General features: G+C 64.6%; 9 protein-coding genes and 7 pseudogenes. 4 read left to right on the top strand and 12 right to left on the bottom strand.

Features of this window, described 5'->3' with window-relative positions:
• The first annotated feature begins 418 nt into the window (after nucleotides 1-418).
• A complete protein-coding gene (locus H9K75_RS19915; RefSeq protein WP_044402914.1) occupies nucleotides 419-3,334 on the top strand; it encodes a Tn3-like element IS1071 family transposase in 2,916 nt (971 codons plus the stop codon).
• A gap of 131 nt (nucleotides 3,335-3,465) precedes the next feature.
• On the opposite strand, the pseudogene H9K75_RS19910 reads toward H9K75_RS19915, so the two are convergent.
• Nucleotides 3,466-3,747, bottom strand: a pseudogene (locus tag H9K75_RS19910) (FAD-dependent oxidoreductase); the annotation flags it as partial.
• A gap of 2 nt (nucleotides 3,748-3,749) precedes the next feature.
• On the opposite strand from H9K75_RS19910, the pseudogene H9K75_RS19905 reads away from it, so the two are divergent.
• Nucleotides 3,750-4,944: pseudogene (locus H9K75_RS19905) on the top strand (amino acid permease); the annotation flags it as partial.
• A gap of 7 nt (nucleotides 4,945-4,951) precedes the next feature.
• A pseudogene (locus H9K75_RS19900) lies at nucleotides 4,952-5,749 on the top strand (sugar ABC transporter); the annotation flags it as partial.
• 206 nt (nucleotides 5,750-5,955) lie between these two features.
• Here H9K75_RS19900 and H9K75_RS19895 read toward each other — a convergent pair.
• The 6 genes and pseudogenes from H9K75_RS19895 to H9K75_RS19865 all read right to left on the bottom strand — a co-directional run bounded on the left by H9K75_RS19895 (nucleotide 5,956) and on the right by H9K75_RS19865 (nucleotide 13,522).
• Nucleotides 5,956-6,378 carry a PACE efflux transporter gene (locus tag H9K75_RS19895; RefSeq protein ID WP_187723862.1) on the bottom strand — a complete coding sequence of 141 codons (423 nt, stop codon included), beginning with the start codon at nucleotides 6,376-6,378 and terminating at the stop codon, nucleotides 5,956-5,958.
• 94 nt (nucleotides 6,379-6,472) lie between these two features.
• Nucleotides 6,473-6,979 (bottom strand): 5' nucleotidase, NT5C type, encoded by a 507-nt coding sequence (locus H9K75_RS19890; protein WP_187723861.1) that lies wholly within the window; start codon nucleotides 6,977-6,979, stop codon nucleotides 6,473-6,475.
• Nucleotides 6,980-7,219: 240 nt separating this feature from the next.
• Nucleotides 7,220-9,753: pseudogene (locus H9K75_RS24235) on the bottom strand (DUF6351 family protein).
• A 406-nt stretch (nucleotides 9,754-10,159) separates the two neighbouring features.
• Complete coding sequence (locus tag H9K75_RS19875) at nucleotides 10,160-10,336, bottom strand: NnrU family protein (RefSeq protein WP_241229592.1); 177 nt, start codon at nucleotides 10,334-10,336, stop codon at nucleotides 10,160-10,162.
• A 250-nt stretch (nucleotides 10,337-10,586) separates the two neighbouring features.
• Nucleotides 10,587-12,130: pseudogene (locus tag H9K75_RS24910) on the bottom strand (IS91-like element ISCR8/ISPps1 family transposase).
• Nucleotides 12,131-12,238: 108 nt separating this feature from the next.
• Nucleotides 12,239-13,522, bottom strand: coding sequence for a dihydrolipoyl dehydrogenase family protein (locus H9K75_RS19865; protein WP_226858768.1), 1,284 nt, complete (start codon nucleotides 13,520-13,522; stop codon nucleotides 12,239-12,241).
• Between H9K75_RS19865 and H9K75_RS19860 the strand changes: the two are divergent.
• Nucleotides 13,412-14,401, top strand: a pseudogene (locus H9K75_RS19860) (NAD-binding protein); the annotation flags it as partial. The gene H9K75_RS19865 and the pseudogene H9K75_RS19860 overlap by 111 nt on opposite strands.
• A gap of 121 nt (nucleotides 14,402-14,522) precedes the next feature.
• On the opposite strand, the gene H9K75_RS19855 reads toward H9K75_RS19860, so the two are convergent.
• The 5 genes and pseudogenes from H9K75_RS19855 to H9K75_RS19835 all read right to left on the bottom strand — a co-directional run bounded on the left by H9K75_RS19855 (nucleotide 14,523) and on the right by H9K75_RS19835 (nucleotide 19,094).
• Complete coding sequence (locus H9K75_RS19855) at nucleotides 14,523-15,515, bottom strand: Bug family tripartite tricarboxylate transporter substrate binding protein (protein ID WP_187723858.1); 993 nt, start codon at nucleotides 15,513-15,515, stop codon at nucleotides 14,523-14,525.
• An 88-nt stretch (nucleotides 15,516-15,603) separates the two neighbouring features.
• Nucleotides 15,604-16,404, bottom strand: coding sequence for a 3-oxoadipate enol-lactonase (pcaD, locus tag H9K75_RS19850; protein WP_135149213.1), 801 nt, complete (start codon nucleotides 16,402-16,404; stop codon nucleotides 15,604-15,606).
• A 27-nt stretch (nucleotides 16,405-16,431) separates the two neighbouring features.
• Nucleotides 16,432-17,642: pseudogene (gene pcaF / locus H9K75_RS19845) on the bottom strand (3-oxoadipyl-CoA thiolase).
• A gap of 75 nt (nucleotides 17,643-17,717) precedes the next feature.
• Nucleotides 17,718-18,371, bottom strand: a complete 654-nt coding sequence (locus tag H9K75_RS19840) for a 3-oxoacid CoA-transferase subunit B (RefSeq protein ID WP_088888401.1) — start codon at nucleotides 18,369-18,371, stop codon at nucleotides 17,718-17,720.
• A gap of 27 nt (nucleotides 18,372-18,398) precedes the next feature.
• Complete coding sequence (locus tag H9K75_RS19835) at nucleotides 18,399-19,094, bottom strand: 3-oxoacid CoA-transferase subunit A (protein WP_187723857.1); 696 nt, start codon at nucleotides 19,092-19,094, stop codon at nucleotides 18,399-18,401.
• Nucleotides 19,095-19,108: the final 14 nt, after the last annotated feature.

Here is a 19,108-nt window from a genome sequence, read left to right as displayed (position 1 = left end):
CGTATTCGCTGTGGCGGGTCGGCTGCCTGACCGCCTCAGGAAAGCCGCAGCGTCAAGGCAGACTGCTGGTGCCCGGCTTCGGCTATGCGCCCACACAATGGCCGAGCGGGTATGCAATTGCCCCAGCCCAAAAAACCAACGAGCTTTCGAGACCGTGACGCTGGATGACTACCTCCATCGACGCGTCAGATCTCACAACCCTTCACCGTGCCTGCGGCGATTTGTGCCGGTCGCTGCGTTCCAAAGCAGCCAGTCGTTCCGTACGCCAGTTTCGGGGTCTCCTCGTTTTCAGTGCAATAAGTGACGGTACGCAAAGCTAGCACTGGCGCGGGGGTGGTCTGGGTAGACCGTTGATTTCATTGACTTTCCTGTTCGCTTTGTAAACGGGTATGGTGGCCTCCCACTTTTGAGGTTCACGATGCAGGGTTGGCACACAACGTTTTTGGGGATGCGTGGGCTCCCCCGCGATATCAGCGACTTCGAGATGAAGGCATTTTTCACCTTCGATGGTGCCGAGCGCGACGCAATCAATGCACGCCGAGGTGATTCCCACAAGCTTGGTCTGGCGCTCCATATTGGTTTCCTGCGCATGAGTGGGCGTTTGCTCGGTGCCTTTCGGGTAATTCCAGTAGCCTTGTGGCGCCACCTTGGCAACGAGCTTGGCATTGCAGCACCAGAAGTCGCCTCGCTGAGAGCCATGTATGAACGCGGGCGCACGCTATTCGATCACCAACAAGTAGCCTGCACGGTCCTTGGATTCCAGTGGATGAGCGAGCACCAGCGCCGCTCACTGGTACGTGAACTGCGCGACGAAGTGGCGCGCTGCGCCGACCGCGATCAGCTACTCGTGCGGGCGCGTCAATGGCTGTACAAGAACAAGCTGGTGATCGTGCACGAGCGGGCAATTCGGACACTGATTGCGGCGGCACTTGCCCAGCTTGAAGTTGAAACAGGCACCGCCATCGCCGCCAGCGTTGATCCAGCAACACTTGATCGCTGGCGAGCCTCAGTTTCAGAGCTGCGCCCAGATGGACAAACCCAGCAGAGTTGGCTATGGGCTGCACCGGCGAAACACTCAACCCGCCAAATCAGCGAGGTACTGGAGCGCATCGACCTGCTTTACACGCTGGACGTTCATAAGCACCTGGCAGACATCCCCGATCTCATCTTGCGCCGCTACGCGCGCCGACTTGTCTCCAGGCCGCCCTCAGCCGGAGCCAAGATCAAAGAGCCAGCGCGCACCGTGGAGGTCGCATGCTTTCTTCGGTATTGCCTGTTCACCACCACAGACCAGTTGATCCTTATGGTGCAGCGCCGGATCGCCGATCTGTGGCGTCAGGCTGCCGCCGATGTCCCCGCTACCGTCAATTGGGCCGCAATGTACAAAACGCTGCTCGGCGAACTTGTTGCCTTGAGCGCGCAAGGTGCGGTGCCAGATGCTGAGTTGCGTGCCCGTCTTGAAGCCTTGATCACCGAAACCCAGAAACGCAAACCACCGAGCAGGGCCTCCCTGGTCCGCGAGGGATTGATTGATGGAATTCGCCCCGTGCGGTCGTTGCTCGTCGCCATTGCAAAGCTGCCCTGGCAGGCCACCGGCGAGCATCCTGCCATCGAGTACCTTGCCAAGCTGCAAGCTTTATATCTCAAAGGATCCAGAAAGCTGCCAGTTGAAGTGGTGGCACCAAGTCTGGGAATGATCTGGCAGGTTTCGATCTCCAGCCCAGACCGGGAACGGGCGTTTCAGGCGTTGGAGGTGGCCACCCTGTTTGCCCTGCGCCGCGCGGTGCGCAATGGCTCGGTCTGGATTGAGCACAGCCTGAGCTTTCGGGGTCGTGCGCGCTTGTTCTTCACGGACGAGCGTTGGCAGGCAGAGTCCAAGAAACACTATGCCCGTCTATCGTTACCCAGCAAGGCTGCCACTTTCTTGAAGCCTTTGCTGGCCAGAGTAACTGCCGGTGTCGATGCGGTGGCCGCTGCAGCCCGCAGTGGCGTACTGCGCGTGGATGATGAACTCCATTTGTCGCCATTGCCCGCAGAGGACGAAGACCCAGAAGTGACCAAGCTGCGCGCGGCTTTGGATCACCGCATCGGTGAGGTTCAATTGCCGGAAGTGATTCTGGCCGTTGACGCCCAGGTGCGCTTTAGCTGGATCATGCTCGGACGTGAGCCGCGCTCTACCGACGAGCTGCTGATGGTCTATGCCGGCATCATGGCCCACGGCACCAGTCTGACTGCGGTCGAATGCGCGCGCATGATTCCGCAATTGTCTGCCACCAGCATTCGCCAGGCCATGCGCTGGGCGCGGGACGAACGGCGTCTGAGCCAGGCCTGCCAGGCTGTGCTGGAATTCATGCAGCGACACCCGATTGCCGCCACCTGGGGGCGGTCCGATTTGGCATCTTCTGACATGATGAGCATGGAGACCACCAAACGGGTGTGGCAAGCCCGGCTTGATCCTCGGCGCAACACACCTTCCATTGGAATCTACTCCCATGTAAAAGACCGGTGGGGCATCTTCCATGCGCAGCCCTTTGTGCTCAATGAGCGCCAGGCGGGCGTGGCCATTGAAGGTGTCATCCGCCAAGAAAAGCTGGAGACCAGCCAGCTTGCTGTGGATACCCATGGCTACACCGACTTTGCCATGTCACATGCCCGTTTGCTTGGTTTTGATCTTTGCCCGCGGTTGAAGGAACTCAAACAGCGCCACCTCTTTGTGCCACGCGGCACCAAAGTGCCCGCAGAAATCGCTGCGGTGTGCGAAGCCAATGTCGACGTCGCTTTGATCGAAAAGCATTGGGATAGTCTGGTGCACCTGGCAGCCTCGGTCATGAGCGGACATGCCAGTGCGGTGGCAGCTCTTGCGCGGTTCGGTTCTGCCGCCCAGGGCGATCCAATCTATGAGGCTGGCGTGCAATTGGGGCGGTTGCTGCGTACGGCGTTTTTGGCTGACTACTTTGTCAAGGACGCTTTCAGGAACGAGTTGCGCCGGGTGCTCAATCGGGGCGAGGCTGTTAACGCCCTCAAGCGCGCCATTTATACCGGCCGGATCAGCCCGGCGCAGGCCAAACGTGTCGATGAAATGCAGGCTGTGGCCGATGCGTTGAGCCTGATGGCCAACATCGTGATGGCGTGGAATACCTCACAGATGCAGGCGGTCCTGGATCGCTGGTCGAACCGCCGCCAGGTCATTCCACCGGAACTGATCGGGAAGATTGCGCCCACCAAGCTGGAGAGCATCAACTTGCGGGGTGTGTTTCGCTTCCCGGTTGACCGCTATGCTGACCAAATCCTGCCTTCGCGGCCAAATGCATCGATAACTGGCACCAATGGATGAAACCGACCACGGTTTGACGCCACGAATCGCAGATTTGAAAGTGAACAGGAAAGTCAATGAAATCAACGATCTACCAACACCACCTCCGCGCCAGTGCTAGCTTTTCGTACCGTCACTTATTGCACTGAAAACGAGGAGACCCCGGGGAACAGGCCTTTCTTGACCTTGATGCCCTGCGCCTTGGCCTGGTCCTCGGTCAGGCCCACCCAGGCCACTTCGGGGTCGGTATAGGCCACGCTCGGGATCACGCGGGCGTTGAAGGCGGCGCTTGCCAGTTCCTTGTTGCCCTGCAGTTCGCCGGCGATGACCTCGGCCGCCACGTGCGCCTCGTGCACCGCCTTGTGCGCCAGCATGGGCTGGCCCACGATGTCGCCGATGGCGAAGATGTGCGGCACGTTGGTGCGCATCTGGATGCTTCGGCTTCGCCCTGGGCTGGAACTACTGGTACAACTGGGCGGTGACGATTGCCGTGGACCTGGTGGCCGCGCAGCTGGTGATGGCCTACTGGTTCCCCGGCGTCAACGGCCTGCTGTGGAGCGCAATCTTCCTGGCGCTGATGTTCGGCCTGAACTCGCTGTCGTCCAAGGGCTTCGGCGAATCCGAGTTCTGGTTTGCCGCCATCAAGGTGGTGACCGTGCTGGTCTTCATCGGCGTGGGCCTGCTGATGGTCTTCGGCATCCTGACCGGCGGCGCCCCGACGGCCTGTGGGGCAACATCGCCAACTTCACGGCCGGTGACGCGCCGTTTGCCGGTGGTTTTGCGGCGCTGATCGGCGTGGCCATGATCGTGGGCTTCTCCTTCCAGGGCACGGAGCTGATCGGCATTGCCGCCGGCGAGTCCGAGAACCCCGCCCAGAACGTGCCCCGCGCAGTGCGCAAGGTGTTCTGGCGCATCCTGCTGTTCTACGTCTTCTCCATCCTGATCATCGGCCTACTGATCCCCTACACCGACCCGCAGCTGCTGCGCAACGACCTGGGCGACATCAGCGTCAGCCCCTTCACCCTGGTGTTCGAGCACGCCGGCCTGCTGGGCGCGGCGGCGGTGATGAATGCCGTGGTGCTGACCTCGGTGCTGTCGGCCGGCAACTCCGGCATGTACGCCTCCACGCGCATGCTGTACGCCCTGGCGCAGCAGAACATGGCGCCCAAGATCTTCGCCCGCGTGAATGCGCGCGGCGTGCCCATCATGGCGCTGATCGCCACCACCGTGATCGCGGCCCTGTGCTTCTTCACCAATGTGTTCAGCCCGAGTCGGTCTACATCTGGCTGCTGAACCTGTCAGGCATGTGCGGCTTCATCGCCTGGCTGGGGATTGCCATCAGCCACTACCGCTTCCGCCGCGCCTGCGAGGTGCAGGGCTTTGACACGCACCAGCTGCCCTACCGCGCCGCGGCCTTCCCCATCGGGCCCATCTTCGCGTTCGCGCTGTGCCTGATCATCACCCTGGGCCAGAACTACCAGGCCTTCCTGGCCGAGACCATCGACTGGACCGGCGTGATCGCCACCTACATCGGCATCCCGCTGTTCCTGGCGATCTGGTGGGGCTACAAGCTGGGCAAGGGCACGCGCTTCATCCAGCTGCAGGACATGGACATCAGCGGCGCCCGCTGAGCCACCGGGCCGCGGCCAGCTGAACCATCTTTCCGAAGACTCAAGCAATGATGATCTTTACCGTGCCTATCAACGGGCGGTGCACGTGTCGTTCAATGCGCTTGAGCAGATCGACGTCTTGCGCGTCAGCGCGTATTCACCCGACGACGCCGCCACCTTGTCCCGCGCGCTGATCGGGCTGGCCGAGGAATTCGTCAGTTCGATGAACAAGAAAGGCGTGGCCGACAAGCTCAAGGTCAGCGAAGAATCGGTCCGGCTGGCCGAGCAAAAGGCGCTTGCCGCTCGCGAGGCGCTGACGGCGTGGCGCACCACGCACGGCAATATCGACCCGACCGCCACGGTGTCGATGCTGCTGAACCTGTCCAGCCAGCTTGAGACCGAGTTGAGCAGCGCGCAGATCAATCTGGACAAGATCCGCGCGCTGGGCAACAAAGACCATTTCATGCTGAAGCCCGCCCAGATGCAGGTGGTGGCCTTGAAGAAGCGGATCGAGTCGGTGCGCCGTCGCCTGAGCGGCCAGGGCAACACCGAAGCCAAGCAGCTCAAGTCCTACGAGGCGCTGAGAAATACCCAGGCCTTCGCCGATTCGAACCTGACCTTGGCGCAGCAGTCGTATCAGCAGGCCATGACGGATGCACTGCGCTTGCAGCGGTACCTGTCGATCATTGCGCAACCGGTGCCGACCGACCGGCCGAGCAGCCCGCGCACGGCCATTCTGTTGCTGCAAGCGCTGGCGCTGGGATTCGTGTTGATGTTCATCACCCGTGTGGGGATGGCGTTGTTGAGGGGGCTGCGGCATGGTTGAAAATTCGGTTGAAAACCCGGTTGCAAACCCGGTTCAAAATTCAGTTCAAAAAACGGTTGATCCCGCTGGTATAATCAATATGTCCACTACGAAGGAACCACGCGGTTTCTCACTGGTTCACGTATTTATGAAGCGGAGATTGTACTAGGCGCCGTGACCGGGCCACCGGTTTGCTTTTTTTCGACGAGCATGGACTTGCCCTCGGCTCATTTCCGGGCGGATGCGGGCAGGCCGAAGAGCCGGTCGAAACTCCAGTTGAACGCGAAGGTATATACCAGGAAGAACCCGGCGAGGCCGATATTGAGCACGAGCGCGCTGGCGAGCGTGATATCGAGCCATGCCGCGGTGAGCGGGACAATGATCAGCAGCAGGCCCGCCTCGAAGCACACCGCATGGGCGACGCGGCGCCCGATGCTGCGACCGCCAGTCGCCTGCCGCGCTTCCCATGCCTCGAACAAATTCGTGAAAAGAAAATTCCACATGATGGCGATGGCCGATGTCACGACCGACAATGCGCCGGCATGGGCCAGGCTTTTGCCGGACAGCATCGCAAAACCCACGGTGCAGACCGATATGGCGATCGCCTCGAAGACCGTGACGTACACCAGCTTTCTCTTGATTCCCTGCACCGGAGTCTCTTTCGATGTTTTGACGGGGCATGATTTTAGCTGCCGCAGGACAAGGATGGGAGATTTCGGCAGGCGCCGGAATGCGCCGGCTGTGTCAGGAACCCGTGCTGCCTTCCTGTTCGAGGTAGAGCGCTGCCAGTTCCTGCAGTGCCCGCACCGTGGACGCATGGTCCCCGGTATGCAGGATGCCGTGCCCGCCGCGCGATTCCCATTGCTCGATATTGGCCGGGGTGTCGTCGATCAGCACCTTGCCCGGTCCGCTGTAGTCTTGCTTGAGTCTCTTCGGCACCACGTGGACCGTGAACTCCGGTCCGAAAATGCGCGCTACCCATTCGCGTTTCTGTTCCTGGAAGATGCGCGACGATGGCGCGCCGGTCAGGAACACCGGTTCAAGGTCGCGCGTCGCCTCCCATAGCTGCATGCAGCCTTCGATCAGTTCCAGCTCCGCAAAAAAGCGCTTGTCGCGGTTGATCGCCTTCCATAGGTGATTGCGGTCGAGCTGGTCCGGATGCTTGCCGGTGAGCCGCTTCACGCGCGCGTCGAAATCGGCGAAAACGCCGTCCAGGTCGAGAAAGACCTGCAGTTTGGGATGCTGCGCCATAGTCCTGCCTGAAAAAATGCGTGGGACTACATCATCGCAAACCGGCGCTTCCCGCGCTTTGCTTGCAAGCGAAGGAAGGCTGCCTGACCTCCGCTGCTAATGCCCGGTGCCAGGCTGAAGGAAGGGAATCCACGGACCTTTACCAAGCTGCGGGCGCCATTTCGCGGCCTGCAGTCCGCGACGACGGATGCGCCGGCCGGGCCGGCGCATCCGATTGGGTCACCCGCTTACTTCACCCGCTTACTTCTGCAGCGGCTGTCCCGCTACCAGTTGCCCCGGTCCCGTGACCCTGAGCCAGGTGCCGGCCAGCGGTTGCTCGGCCAGGCCCGGCTTGCTGTAGTCGCAGACGCCGCCTGCGAACACCTGCCGCAGCCTGGCCAGGTCGGCGTCACGGGTGGCGCCGGTCCAGCCCGGATTGAGCGCCGCATAGCCTGCGTAGTCTTCTGCGCTGACCGGCTTCAACTGGCATTGCACCACCCTGCCCGTCAACGGTTCGCCGGCTTCGAAGCGGGGATAGGACGACGCCGGGAACATTGCATTGCAGCGCGACGGCGTGGCGCCGGTGCTCACCGTGCCGGCCGGCTGCGCCGTCCCGTTCCCTTTCAGGAACACGGTGTTGAAGCCGCCGAAGGTCTGCGGCTCGACGATGAAATCGTTCGCCGCGCCCGGCGTGCTGGCGCCGAAGCAGCCGTCGACCAGGTCGGCCGGCTTGTTGCGCACCACCGCGGCCGCGCGGCTGGCCGAAGTCTTGTCGTTGACCGTCGCGGTCAGCCAGCGGTCCATGCTGTCGAACGCTTTCTCCAGCACGATCTCGCGCCGGCCGCTGTAGGCCGGGCGCGGCGGCAGGACCGGGCTGGCCGCGTGGGCATGCGGGTCCTGCACGAAGGCCGCGACATTGGCCTGGCCATTCCACATCACGTGGTTGTCGAAGTGGCCGTTGGCCGCTTTCAGCCGCGCCCGCACCATGTAGTGGAAAAACTTCAGGTGCAGGTCGCCGGCGCCGGTGGCCTCGTTGTTGAGACCGTCCATATTGAGTATCGCGGTCTGGGCCAGCCCGCCGCCGCCATACATGATCATGCCGGAACGATAGGCATTCTTCAGGCCTTCCACGTCGGGCTGGATGCGCGCCGCGGTATGGTTGCCGTCGATGTCGACGCCGCCTATCTTGTCGTTCAGGTTGATGAACTGCGCCATGCTGACCTGGCCGCTGTTGAGCGCATTCAGCCCGTACTGGACCCGACGTTGGCACTGTAGCTGCGCCCAAAACCGGTGGCAGGGTCGATCCCCAGCGTGTTCTTGTTATGGTCGGCGACGTTGGGCCGCAGGCCGGTCGGGTTCGGTTGCAGCGGGCTGACCGGCGGCGGCGTGTAGCCTGCCGTCGGGATGGTGCCCATGGGCGCGCTGGCCACCGCATTGGCCGGGCTGTATTTCCTCTCGTTGCCGATGATCGCCCTGAACACCGAGCTGTTGCCGGCGCCGGCCATCACGTTGTCGCGGTCGCCGGCATTCGGCGTGCGCAGCACCGAGTCCAGGCGTCCGGCCCAGAAGCTGGCCTGCTGGCGCACGCTGTGATAGGTCGTGAAGCCGGACACCGCGGCGATGTCGCTGTTGCTCCAGTTGAGCAGGCTGGCATCGGCCGCGCGGCGCGCCGCCGTCGCATTGTCGTAGGTCGGGTCATACGGCGCGTTGGGCAGCGGCGCAAAGGTGCCGTTCTCGGTTGTGCCGCCCTTCGTGTGGTTGAGCTGGAAGTTGTAGAAAAGCCGGCCTTCCAGGCTGGCGATGTTGGTATTGTCCGGGAAGCCGTTGAACATGACCAAGCCGTCGATGAGGCCCGGGTAGACGTCGGCGATCATGCTTTGCTGTATGGACGAGCCCGAGTTCCCCCAGCCCATCGTGTAGAGGATGGGACCGTAGTTTTCCGCCACCCGTTCCTTCACCATCATCATGGTCTCGGCCGAAATGATGTGATTGCAGTTCTGGCCGAAGAAATTCAGCGTCGAATTCGCCACTGCGTAGCCTTTCCTGAGCGGCAGGTCGTTCAGCACATTGAAGTCGCCCGACACGCCATTGGCCGACGCGGTCGACCCGCCGACCGGTCCCATGGACGTGCCCTGCACATACCAGCCGCCGCCGCAGCTCTGGCCGAACGGATACACCAGCTTGCCGTTCCAGGACTTCGCCGGCGTTTGCGGGGTCGGGTTCGGATTGGCGACCGGGTCGCCCAGCACCGCGGTCTGGTAGATGCCGCGGTTGATCACGCCGGTCTCGAGACGGACGATGTAGGGCACCTTGCTGCCGTCGGCCAGCGTGGTCTGCTCGACGCTGGCCGGCGGATTCGCCGGGTCGTAGCGCTGCCAGACCGCAGTGCCGGCCTTGCTGGCGTCGTGATAGACCCAGTCGACACGGGTCGGCACGGTACAGTCGGCATTCGTGACCGGCGCGTCGGACAGTTTCGGTCCGCCCGGGTAGATCGTGAAGTTATGCGTCTCGCAGGCGATAGGCTGCTCCTGCGGCGCGTACAGGATGGGTCCCTGCAGCGGATAGTTGGTCAGCGTAAGGCTGGCACGCACCACCGACGGATCGGCCGCGTCCAGCACCTCGATCCTGTTCTCTCCGTTGCTCATGCCGGTTACGGTGCCCAGCAGCGCGCCGCTGTTCGGCGCCTTCCTGAACGCCGCCGACACATCCCTGCCGTTCAGGCGGATGACGACGTTGTCGATCGCGCCGCCTGCCGCATCGCTGACCTGTATCAGGCTGTCGCCGCCGCTGGCCATGCCTTGCGGCGATGACACGCTGGTGACCCTGAGCGACGCCTGCGCCGGCGAGCCGCCGTTTCCGCTGTCATTGTCCGAGCCGCTGCTGCCGCATCCGGCCAGCAGCGCAAGCGCGAGCGCGGACAGGTGCCGCTGCTTTTTCAGCCTTGCCGATAAGGGGTGTTTCATTGATTGTCTCCAGAGTTGAAAGGTTATTTTCTGCCGGATCTTTGCCCGCGTCCCTGTGCTCCGCCGCCTGCGCCGCGCGGTCTTGTTAAAGGTGCCGACGACCGGCCCGACAGGAGACTTGTGCGGGATGCCGGCTCATAGGCGAGCTTTATCTTGCCATGGATTTTCAGTCCACGAACAGTTGATTCTTCGTTAAGAAACGCTACAGCCCGGCCTGCAGCAGGCGGCAGGCGTGACGTCAGCCGAATGGCCTCACGCCCAGCCACAGCTGATGCAGCCAGAACGCGAACGCGGCCCAGGCGACGACACCTGCCACGATCGCACCCAGGGTGCCGGCCATGGTGCCGGCCGGGTAGCGGGTGGCGGCCGCGCGGTCCCTGCGCCTGGCGGCCGCCAGCGAAGCCAGCGACCAAATCAGGAAACTGCCGAACAGCAGCAGGTCCGCAAGCGACCGGTTCGCCAGCAGGTGGGACGGATACGGATAGGAAATTCAACCGCATGAGGCCAAGTATGGCACGAGTTTTGGGCCTCGAAACACGTTCGGCCAAGGAAGGTTGAGCGCTCGCTTGCCGCTCAATGGCAAGAGCTTGGGAGGCAGTATGCATTTGGGCCTGGCGCGCGCGCAGCTGCTTCCCCGCAGCGATGGATACCGCCGCTTCACTGGGTCACCAATTGACGCGCTGGTCTACCTCGTCGGGTTGAGCTGCCAGATCCCAATCCGGCTCGCCTTGCGCACCATCATCCACCGGCGCGTCGCAGCCCTCCCACAGCGGTGGCCCGCGTGCCGGGGTGATGTGCGGGGGGCAGACTCCACCCGATGTGGTTCAGGATGTGGCGGATTTCGGCGCTGTGGGTGATGAAGGCAATGATGCGCATCTGCCCACCGCACATGGGGCACAGCAGCGGAAATGCCTCGTAGATGCGGGCAATCAGCACCGCCCACAAGTAATGCGCCGCTCGCTTCGGGCGTGCTTCAGGTTCGGGTGTGGGTGTGGCCGCGTTGCCCGGCGCCGCCACCCCAGGTACGCCCGCGCCAGGTTGTGCAGTCTCCACCGTGGCTGGTTGCGACGCAGCAGGCTGAGCCAGCGCCGTTACCGCCGCTCTCAGCGGCGAGTTTGGTGCCAGCACACCAAAGTAGCGGTGCCGGTGGGTGCGTGGCGGTGGCACCAGCGCGGCGATGCGGTCGATCAGTTCCAGCGGTGTGAGGTGCAGCTCATCTGCCTTGGCACCACGCTTGTCACTGGTGGGCTCGCTGCGCTGTTTGGCACAGCGGTACACCAGTTTGCTTCCCTCTTTGCGTAGGCGCTCCATGGAAAACGGTGGACGCGCGCAATAGCGCAGCAGCCGCTCCAGCGCAGCGCGGTCGTGGGCTTCGATGCAGACACCGGCGTCCACCGAGAAGCCGCTGTGTTTGTAGCCCAGCATGTCTTTGGCGTCACAGTTCTCCAGCAGGCCCGAGCAACGAAGGCGCGCAGGATGCGTTTTTGCAGTGTGGTCTGCACTGGGGCCACGGTAGCCGCATCGATGCCGGTGGCCGCGTGAAAGATGACACCCGGCGATGAGATTCGAGGGGTCGCATCAGCATCGCCCTCGCCCTCCACTTCCTCAAACACCCCGTCCACCACACAAACGTGGAAGTGGACGTGTTCATTGAGGCTGGAGCCGAATCGGTGAATGAAGGCGATGGCACCGATGTGCAGGCCTGCCTTGTCCATATGGGCCGCACCGGGGCTGTGGGTCTGCAGAGTTTGTGCGATCACCCGCAGAAAGATGCGCAGCACCATGCTCAGCACCGCTCCGTCGCGTTGCATGAAGTACCGCAACCTCTTGGGCACGGAGAGCACCCACTGGCGCACCGGCAGGCGGGGAAAACGTGGTCGCTCAGGTGTGCCGCCGTCTCCACCATCCGCCGCGTGGTGCACGAGGGGCAGACTCCCCGGCCTTTGCAGGAGAAGGCTACAAAGTAGTCGTGCCCACAGTCGCCGCAGCGAGCGCGGGCAAAGCCATGGGCAAAGATGCCGCACTCAAGATACTTGGCAAACGCTTTGCGCACGAAGGGCTTGGGGGTGTGGTGGTCGCCCTGGCCGTCGAACTGACCCGCGCTGGCCAACTCTAGCCAGGTCTCGTAGTGCTCGGCTACCATTTGGTAGAGCAGCGTGCGTTCGGGGTGGCGTGGGTTGTAGAGCTTGGGCTTGGAAGTGGCTGACATGAATACTGTACAAATGCACAGTATTCTGCGGCGATTGTTTGGGTACGCAAAGCACAAGGCCCGAACCGTCGCCAGTTCGGGCCTTGTCAGGGTAGCTTGGCTGCGGACTTACTTGCGCGCAGGCGGCACATCCGTGCAGCTGCCATGCGCCACTTCCGCCGCCATGCCGATGCTCTCGCCCAGCGTCGGATGCGGGTGGATGGTCTTGCCGATGTCGACAGCGTCCGCACCCATCTCGATGGCCAGGGCGATCTCGCCGATCATGTCGCCCGCATGCGTGCCGACCATGCCGCCGCCCAGGATCTTGCCGTGGCCCCGGCCAGCATGGCCGTCTCCTGATCCTGCTTCGGGGCTGTCGTCGAACAGCAGCTTGGTGACGCCTTCGTCGCGGCCGTTGGCAATGGCGCGGCCCGAGGCCGCCCAGGGGAACAGGCCCTTCTTGACCTTGATGCCCTGCTGCTTGGCCTGGTCTTCGGTCAGGCCCACCCAGGCCACTTCGGGGTCGGTGTAGGCCACGCTGGGGATCACGCGGGCGTTGAAGGCGGCGCTGGCCAGTTCCTTGTTGCCCTGCAATTCGCCGGCGATCACTTCCGCCGCCACATGCGCCTCGTGCACCGCCTTGTGCGCCAGCATGGGCTGGCCCACGATGTCGCCGATGGCGAAGATGTGCGGCACATTGGTGCGCATCTGGATGTCCACGTTGATGAAACCGCGGTCCGTCACAGACACGCCGGCCTTGTCGGCAGCGATCTTCTTGCCGTTGGGGGTGCGGCCCACGGCCTGCAGCACCAGGTCGTAGGTGCCTTCGCTCTTCGTGCCGTCCAGGCCCTCGAACTGCACCTGGATGCCTTCGGGCGTGGCCTGGGCGCCCACGGTCTTGGTCTTGAGCAGGATGTTGTCGAAGCGGTGCTTGTTCATCTTCTCCCAGACCTTGACGAGGTCGCGGTCCGCGCCCTGCATCAGGCCGTCCATCATCTCGACCACGTCCAGGCGGGCGCCCAGCGTGCTGTACACCGTGCCCATTTCCAGGCCGATGATGCCGCCGCCGACGATGAGCATCTTTTGGGGCACGCCCTGCAGCGCCAGTGCGCCGGTGGAGTCCACCACGCGCGGATCGTCGGGCATGAAGGGCAGGCGCACGGCCTGGCTGCCAGCGGCGATGATGGCCTTCTTGAACGCCACCACCTTTTTGCTGCCGGTCTTGTCCTGGCCGGTGCCGGTGGTTTCGCGGGATCGGCGCTGTTGGTGAGCAGGGCGGCAGCGGAGGCTGCGGTGGCCGACAGCGTGATCCTGCGCACGCCCTGGGGCATGCTGGCGCTGCTGCTGGGCTTCCTGGGCATCAAGGCACTGGTGATCTGGACGCTGGCGCGCGTGACCGCCATGCCCTACCAGGAGCGGCCGGTGTTCACGCTGCTGCTGGCGCAGGGCGGCGAGTTCGCCTTCGTGGTGTTCCAGGCCGGCGCGGGCTTTCGCGCGATTCCGGCCGAGATGGCGTCGCTGCTGATCGGCGCGGTAGCCTTGTCCATGCTGATCAGCCCGCTGCTGCTGGTGCTGCTGGACCGGGTGCTGCTCAAGCGCTTTGCCACGCTGAAGACCGCCCCGCAGGCGCAGGAGATCTCCGAGCCGCAGTCGGCGCCGGTGATCATTGCCGGCTTCGGGCGCTATGGGCAGATCGTGGCGCGCATGATGCTGGCGCAGGGCGTGCCCGCCACGGTGCTGGACCACAGCGTGGAGATGCTGGAGGTGGCCCACACCTTTGGCTACCGCGTGTTCTATGGCGACGCCACGCGCGTGAACCTGCTGCGCATGGCCGGCGCCGAGCATGCGCGCATCCTGGTGGTGGCGGTGGACGCGCCGGAGCAGTCGCTCAAGATCGTGCAACTGGCGAAGAAGCACTTTCCCCAGTTGCAGATCGTGGCGCGCGCGCGCGACGTGACGCACTGGCACGCGCTGCGCGATCTGGGCGTGGAGCATGTGGAACGCGAGGTGTTCGAGTCCAGCCTGCGCACCGCACGCACGGTGCTGGAGCTCAACGGCCTGTCGCCGCAAGAGGCCGACACCTTGGCCGAGCGCTTCCGCGCGCACAACATGGCGCTGTCCAACCGCATGTACGAGCACCACAACGACCGCGAGGCCATGATCGCCGTCGCCAAGCAGGGCCGCGCCCAGCTGGTGGAGCAGATGGCCAAGGAGCGCCAGGAACGCATGGCCGCGGCGGAGGCTGGCGCCGGCCTGCCGCCCGATGTGCCCCAGGCACCCAAGGCTCCATAACAAAAGAGCCTGTAGCGCCCACCTATCAAGCGCTACAAGCTCTCGTATCAATAGCAGATTACCGCTACCCCTCCACACGCCGTGTGAGGGAGGGTAAGGGGCTGAACCGCTCAGCGAAGGGTCAGTCGGCCGTCGCGCCGGACTCCTTCACCACCTTGCCCCACTTCACGCTTTCGGCCTTGATGAAGGCGGCGAACTGCTCGGGTGTCTCGGCCACTACGTCACCGCCCTGCTCGGCGATCTTCTTCTTCACGTCGGCCTGGTTCAGCACCTTGATCAGCGCGGCGTGCAGCTTGTCCAGCACCGGCTTGGGCGTGCCGGCCGGCGCAAACATGCCGAACCAGGAGGTTGCCTCGTAGCCGGGCACGCCGGCTTCGGCGATGGTCGGCACGTCAGGCAGCTCGGGCGAGCGCTTGGCGGTGGTCACGGCGATGGGGCGCAGCTTGCCCGAGCGCACGTGCTGGATGGCCGAGGGCATGTTGTCGAACATGACGGAGGTCTGGCCGCCCAGCAGGTCGGTCATGGCGGGGGCGCTGCCCTTGTAGGGGATGTGCAGCAGATCGGTGCCGGTCATGCTCTTGAAGAGCTCGCCCGACACGTGGGGCGACGCGCCGCTGCCGGGCGAGCCATACGTGATCTTGCCGGGGTTGGCCTTGGCATAGGCGATCATTTCCTTCACGGTCTTGAACGGCTGGCTGGGGTGTGCGACCAACAGGTTGGGCACCGTGGCCACGCGCGACAGCGGCGCAAAGTCCTTCACCGGGTCGAAGGGCATCTTCTTGTACAGCGACTGGTTGATGGCGTGCGTGCCCACCGTGCCCATGAACAGGGTGTAGCCGTCGGCCGCGGCCTTGGCGGCCAGCGATCCGCCAATGTTGCCGCCCGCTCCGGGCTTGTTGTCCACCACGACGGACTGGCCCAGCTCGGTGGTGAGGCCCTGGCCCACGATGCGCGCCAGGATGTCGGTGGTGCCGCCGGCCGAGAACGGCACGATGATGGTGATGGGCTTGGTGGGGAAGTTCTGCGCCAGGGCGCCCAGGGGCAGCGCGCCGGCGGCGGCCACGGCCAGGGAGGCCAGCAGCGTGCGGCGGGTGGTGTGATGAAGGTTGGTCATGCTTGTTTCCTCTTTCTCTAGGATTGGATGAATGGAAGGAAGCGGCGTGGGCAGCGCAGCAAGCCGCACTGCATCGCCGCCCGCGGTCTCAGCCGCGCAGGAACTGCGCCAGGGCCTCGTCAAAGGCCTGCGGCGCTTCCAGGTTGGACAGGTGCGAAGCCGGCACCTCGGCCAGCCGCGCACCGGCAATGGCCGCCTGCATGAAGCGGCTGTCGGCCACGGTGGTCACGGGGTCGGCGCTGCCGGCCACTATCAGCGTGGGCACGTCGATGCCACCGACCTGCGAGCGCAGGTCGGCCAGCGCCAGGGCTTCGCAGCAGGCGGCATAGCCCTCAGGGGAAATGCCGGCAATCCAGCTCTGCGCGCGCAGCACCACGTCCGGCTCGGCCGCGCAGAAGGCTGGGGTGAACCAGCGCGCGGGTGACGATGCGGCCAGCTCCGCCATGGCGTCACGGCCCTTTTCGCGCACCAGCGCGGCGCGGGCCTGCCAGCCTTCGGCCGTGCCGATCTTGGCGGCGCTGTTGCACACGGCCAGGCTCAGCAGGCGCTGGGGCTGGTGCACGCCCAGCCACAGGCCCGTGAAGCCGCCCATGGAGATGCCGCAGAAGTGCGCACGCTCGATCCGCAGCGCATCCAGCAGCGCGACCACGTCGCCGCCCAGCAGTTCGAAGGTGTAGGGGCCGGGTGTCACCACGCTCGCGCCGTGGCCGCGCGTGTCGTAGCGCACCACGCGGAAGTCCTGGGCGAAGCGCGCGGCCTGCGCGTCCCACATCTCCAGCGTGGTGCCCAGGGAGTTGGAAAACACCAGGGCCGGGGCGCCCTCGGGGCCTTGCACGCACACGCGCAGGCGCCCGCCCTGCACATCCACCCAGCGTTCTTGCTTGTTCATGCTCGCTCCTCGGGTCACGCGACGCGCTTACACGCGCTCCAGCACCACGGCGATGCCCTGGCCCACGCCGATGCACATGGTGCACAGCGCGTAGCGGCCGCCCAGCGTGTGCAGCTGGTTCACGGCGGTGGTGGCCAGGCGCGCGCCCGAGGCCCCAGCGGGTGGCCCAGGGCGATGGCGCCGCCCCACTGGTTGACGCGCTTGTCGTCATCGGCAACACCCAGGTCGCGCAGCACGGCCAGGCCCTGTGCGGCGAAGGCTTCGTTCAGCTCGATCACGTCCATCTGGTCCAGCGTCAGGCCGGTCTGGGCCAGCACCTTGCGCACGGCAGGCGCGGGGCCAAAGCCCATGATGCGCGGCGCCACGCCGGCCACGGCCATGCCCACCACGCGGGCGCGGGGCACCAGGTTGTATTGCTGGGCGGCCGCCTCATCGGCCAGCAGCAGCGCGCAGGCGCCGTCGTTCACGCCGCTGGCGTTGCCGGCCGTGACGGTGCCGCCCTCGCGCACCACGCCCTTGAGCTTGGCCAGCGCCTCCAGCGTGGTGGCGCGCGGATGCTCGTCCTGGCTGACCACGACGGCGTCGCCCTTCTTCTGGGGAATGACGACGTTGACGATTTCCTTGGCCAGGTAGCCGGCGGCCATCGCGGCGGCGGCCTTTTGCTGGCTGGCCAGGGCCATGCGGTCCTGGGCCTCGCGCTCGATCTTGAAATCGTCAGCCACGTTCTCGGCCGTCTCGGGCATGGAGTCCACGCCGTACTGAGCCTTCATCAGCTTGTTGATGAAGCGCCAGCCGATGGTGGTGTCGTACACCGCGTTGCTGCGGCTGAAGGCGCTTTCCGCCTTGGGCATCACGAAGGGCGCGCGGCTCATGGACTCGACGCCGCCAGCGATCATCAAGCGCGCCTCGCCCGACTTGATGGCGCGCGCGGCGGAGCCCACGGCGTCCAGGCCCGAGCCGCACAGGCGGTTGATGGTGGCGCCGGGCACGTCGATGGGCAGGCCGGCCAGCAGGCTGGACATGCGCGCCACGTTGCGGTTGTCCTCGCCGGCCTGGTTGGCGTTGCCATACAGCACGTCATCCACCGCTGCCCAGTCCACGCCAGGGTTGCGCTCCATCAGCGCCTTGATGGGCAACGCGCCCAGGTCGTCGGTGCGCACGCTGGAGAGGGCGCCGCCGTAGCGGCCGAAGGGGGTGCGGATCGCGTCGCAGATGAAGGCTTGGCGGGCGTTGCTCATGGTGTCTCCGAAGGGAATATCAAAAAAGTGAGCTGCCAGCGCTTGTCCATCAAGCGCTGGAGGCCGTTTTGGTACTTATTGCTGTGCGGGCTGGATCGGCAGGCCGACGATGCGCTCCAGTTCCTCGTGCGAGAGGCCGGGCACGGTGTCGATCAGGCGCAGGCCCTGGGGCGTGCATTCCAGCGTGCACAGGTCGGTGTAGATGCGCTTGACGCAGGCCAGGCCCGTCAGGGGGTAGCTGCAGGCCTGGACCACCTTGCATTCGCCGGTCTTGCTGACCAGATCCATCATCACCCAGGTGGACTTGGCGCCCACGGCCAGGTCCATGGCGCCGCCCACGGCGGGAATGGCGCCGGGCTCGCCGGTGCTCCAGTTGGCCAGGTCGCCCGTGGCCGACACCTGGAAGGCGCCCAGCACGCAGATGTCCAGGTGGCCGCCGCGCATCATCGCGAAGCTGTCGGCATGGTGGAAGTAGCAGCCACCGGGCAGCAGCGTCACGGGCTGCTTGCCGGCGTTGGTCAGGTCATAGTCCTCCTGGCCCTTGGCGGGTGCGGGGCCCATGCCCAGGATGCCGTTCTCGGAATGCAGCACCACCTCGCGGCCTGCGGGGATGTGGTTGGCCACCAGGGTCGGCTGGCCGATGCCCAGGTTCACATAGGCACCGTCGAAGATGTCCTGGGCCACTCGTGCGGCCAGTTCGTCCTTGGTTCGTTTTTGATAGCTGCTCACGCTGTATCTCCTTGGGCTGAACGGGCTTTACTTCTTGAATCCACCGGCCTGGGTGGCCACGCGCGGCACCTGGACGACCTTGCTCACGTAGATGCCGGGGGTGACCACGGCCTCGGGGTCCATCTCGCCCAGCTCCACCAGTTCATGCACGGTGGCCACGGTGTACTTGGCCGCCATGGCGCACACGGGGCCGAAGTTGCGCGCCGACATGCGGTAGGTCAGGTTGCCCCAGCGGTCGCCCTTCTCGGCCTTGACCAAGGCCACATCGCCGTAGATGGGGTACTCCAGCACGTAGTGCTTGCCGTTGATCTCGCGGGTTTCCTTGCTTTCGGCCAGCTGCGTGCCATAGGCCGTGGGGCAGAAGAAGGCGCCGATGCCGGCGCCCGCGGCGCGCATGCGCTCGGCCAGGTTGCCCTGGGGCACCAGTTCCAGTTCGATCTTGCCGCTGCGGTACAGCTCGTCGAACACATAGCTGTCCACCTGGCGCGGGAAGCTGCAGATGATCTTGCGCACCTGCCCGCTCTTGAGCAGCGCGGCCAGGCCGGCATCGCCGTTGCCGGCGTTGTTGTTGACCACGGTGAGGTCGCGCGCGCCTTGGGCGATCAGGCCGTTGATCAGTTCAATGGGGTTGCCCGAAGTGCCAAAGCCGCCAATCAGTACGGTGGCGCCGTCCTGCACGCCCGCGAGCGCCTCGGCAACGGAATCCGCAATCTTGTTGATCATGTGTTGCTGGTCCA

It is taken from the genome of Diaphorobacter aerolatus, assembly GCF_014489535.1.
GTDB lineage: Bacteria > Pseudomonadota > Gammaproteobacteria > Burkholderiales > Burkholderiaceae_C > Diaphorobacter_A > Diaphorobacter_A aerolatus.
Note: the sequence above shows the minus strand (reverse complement) of the source record. Positions and strands in the feature narration are given on the sequence as shown.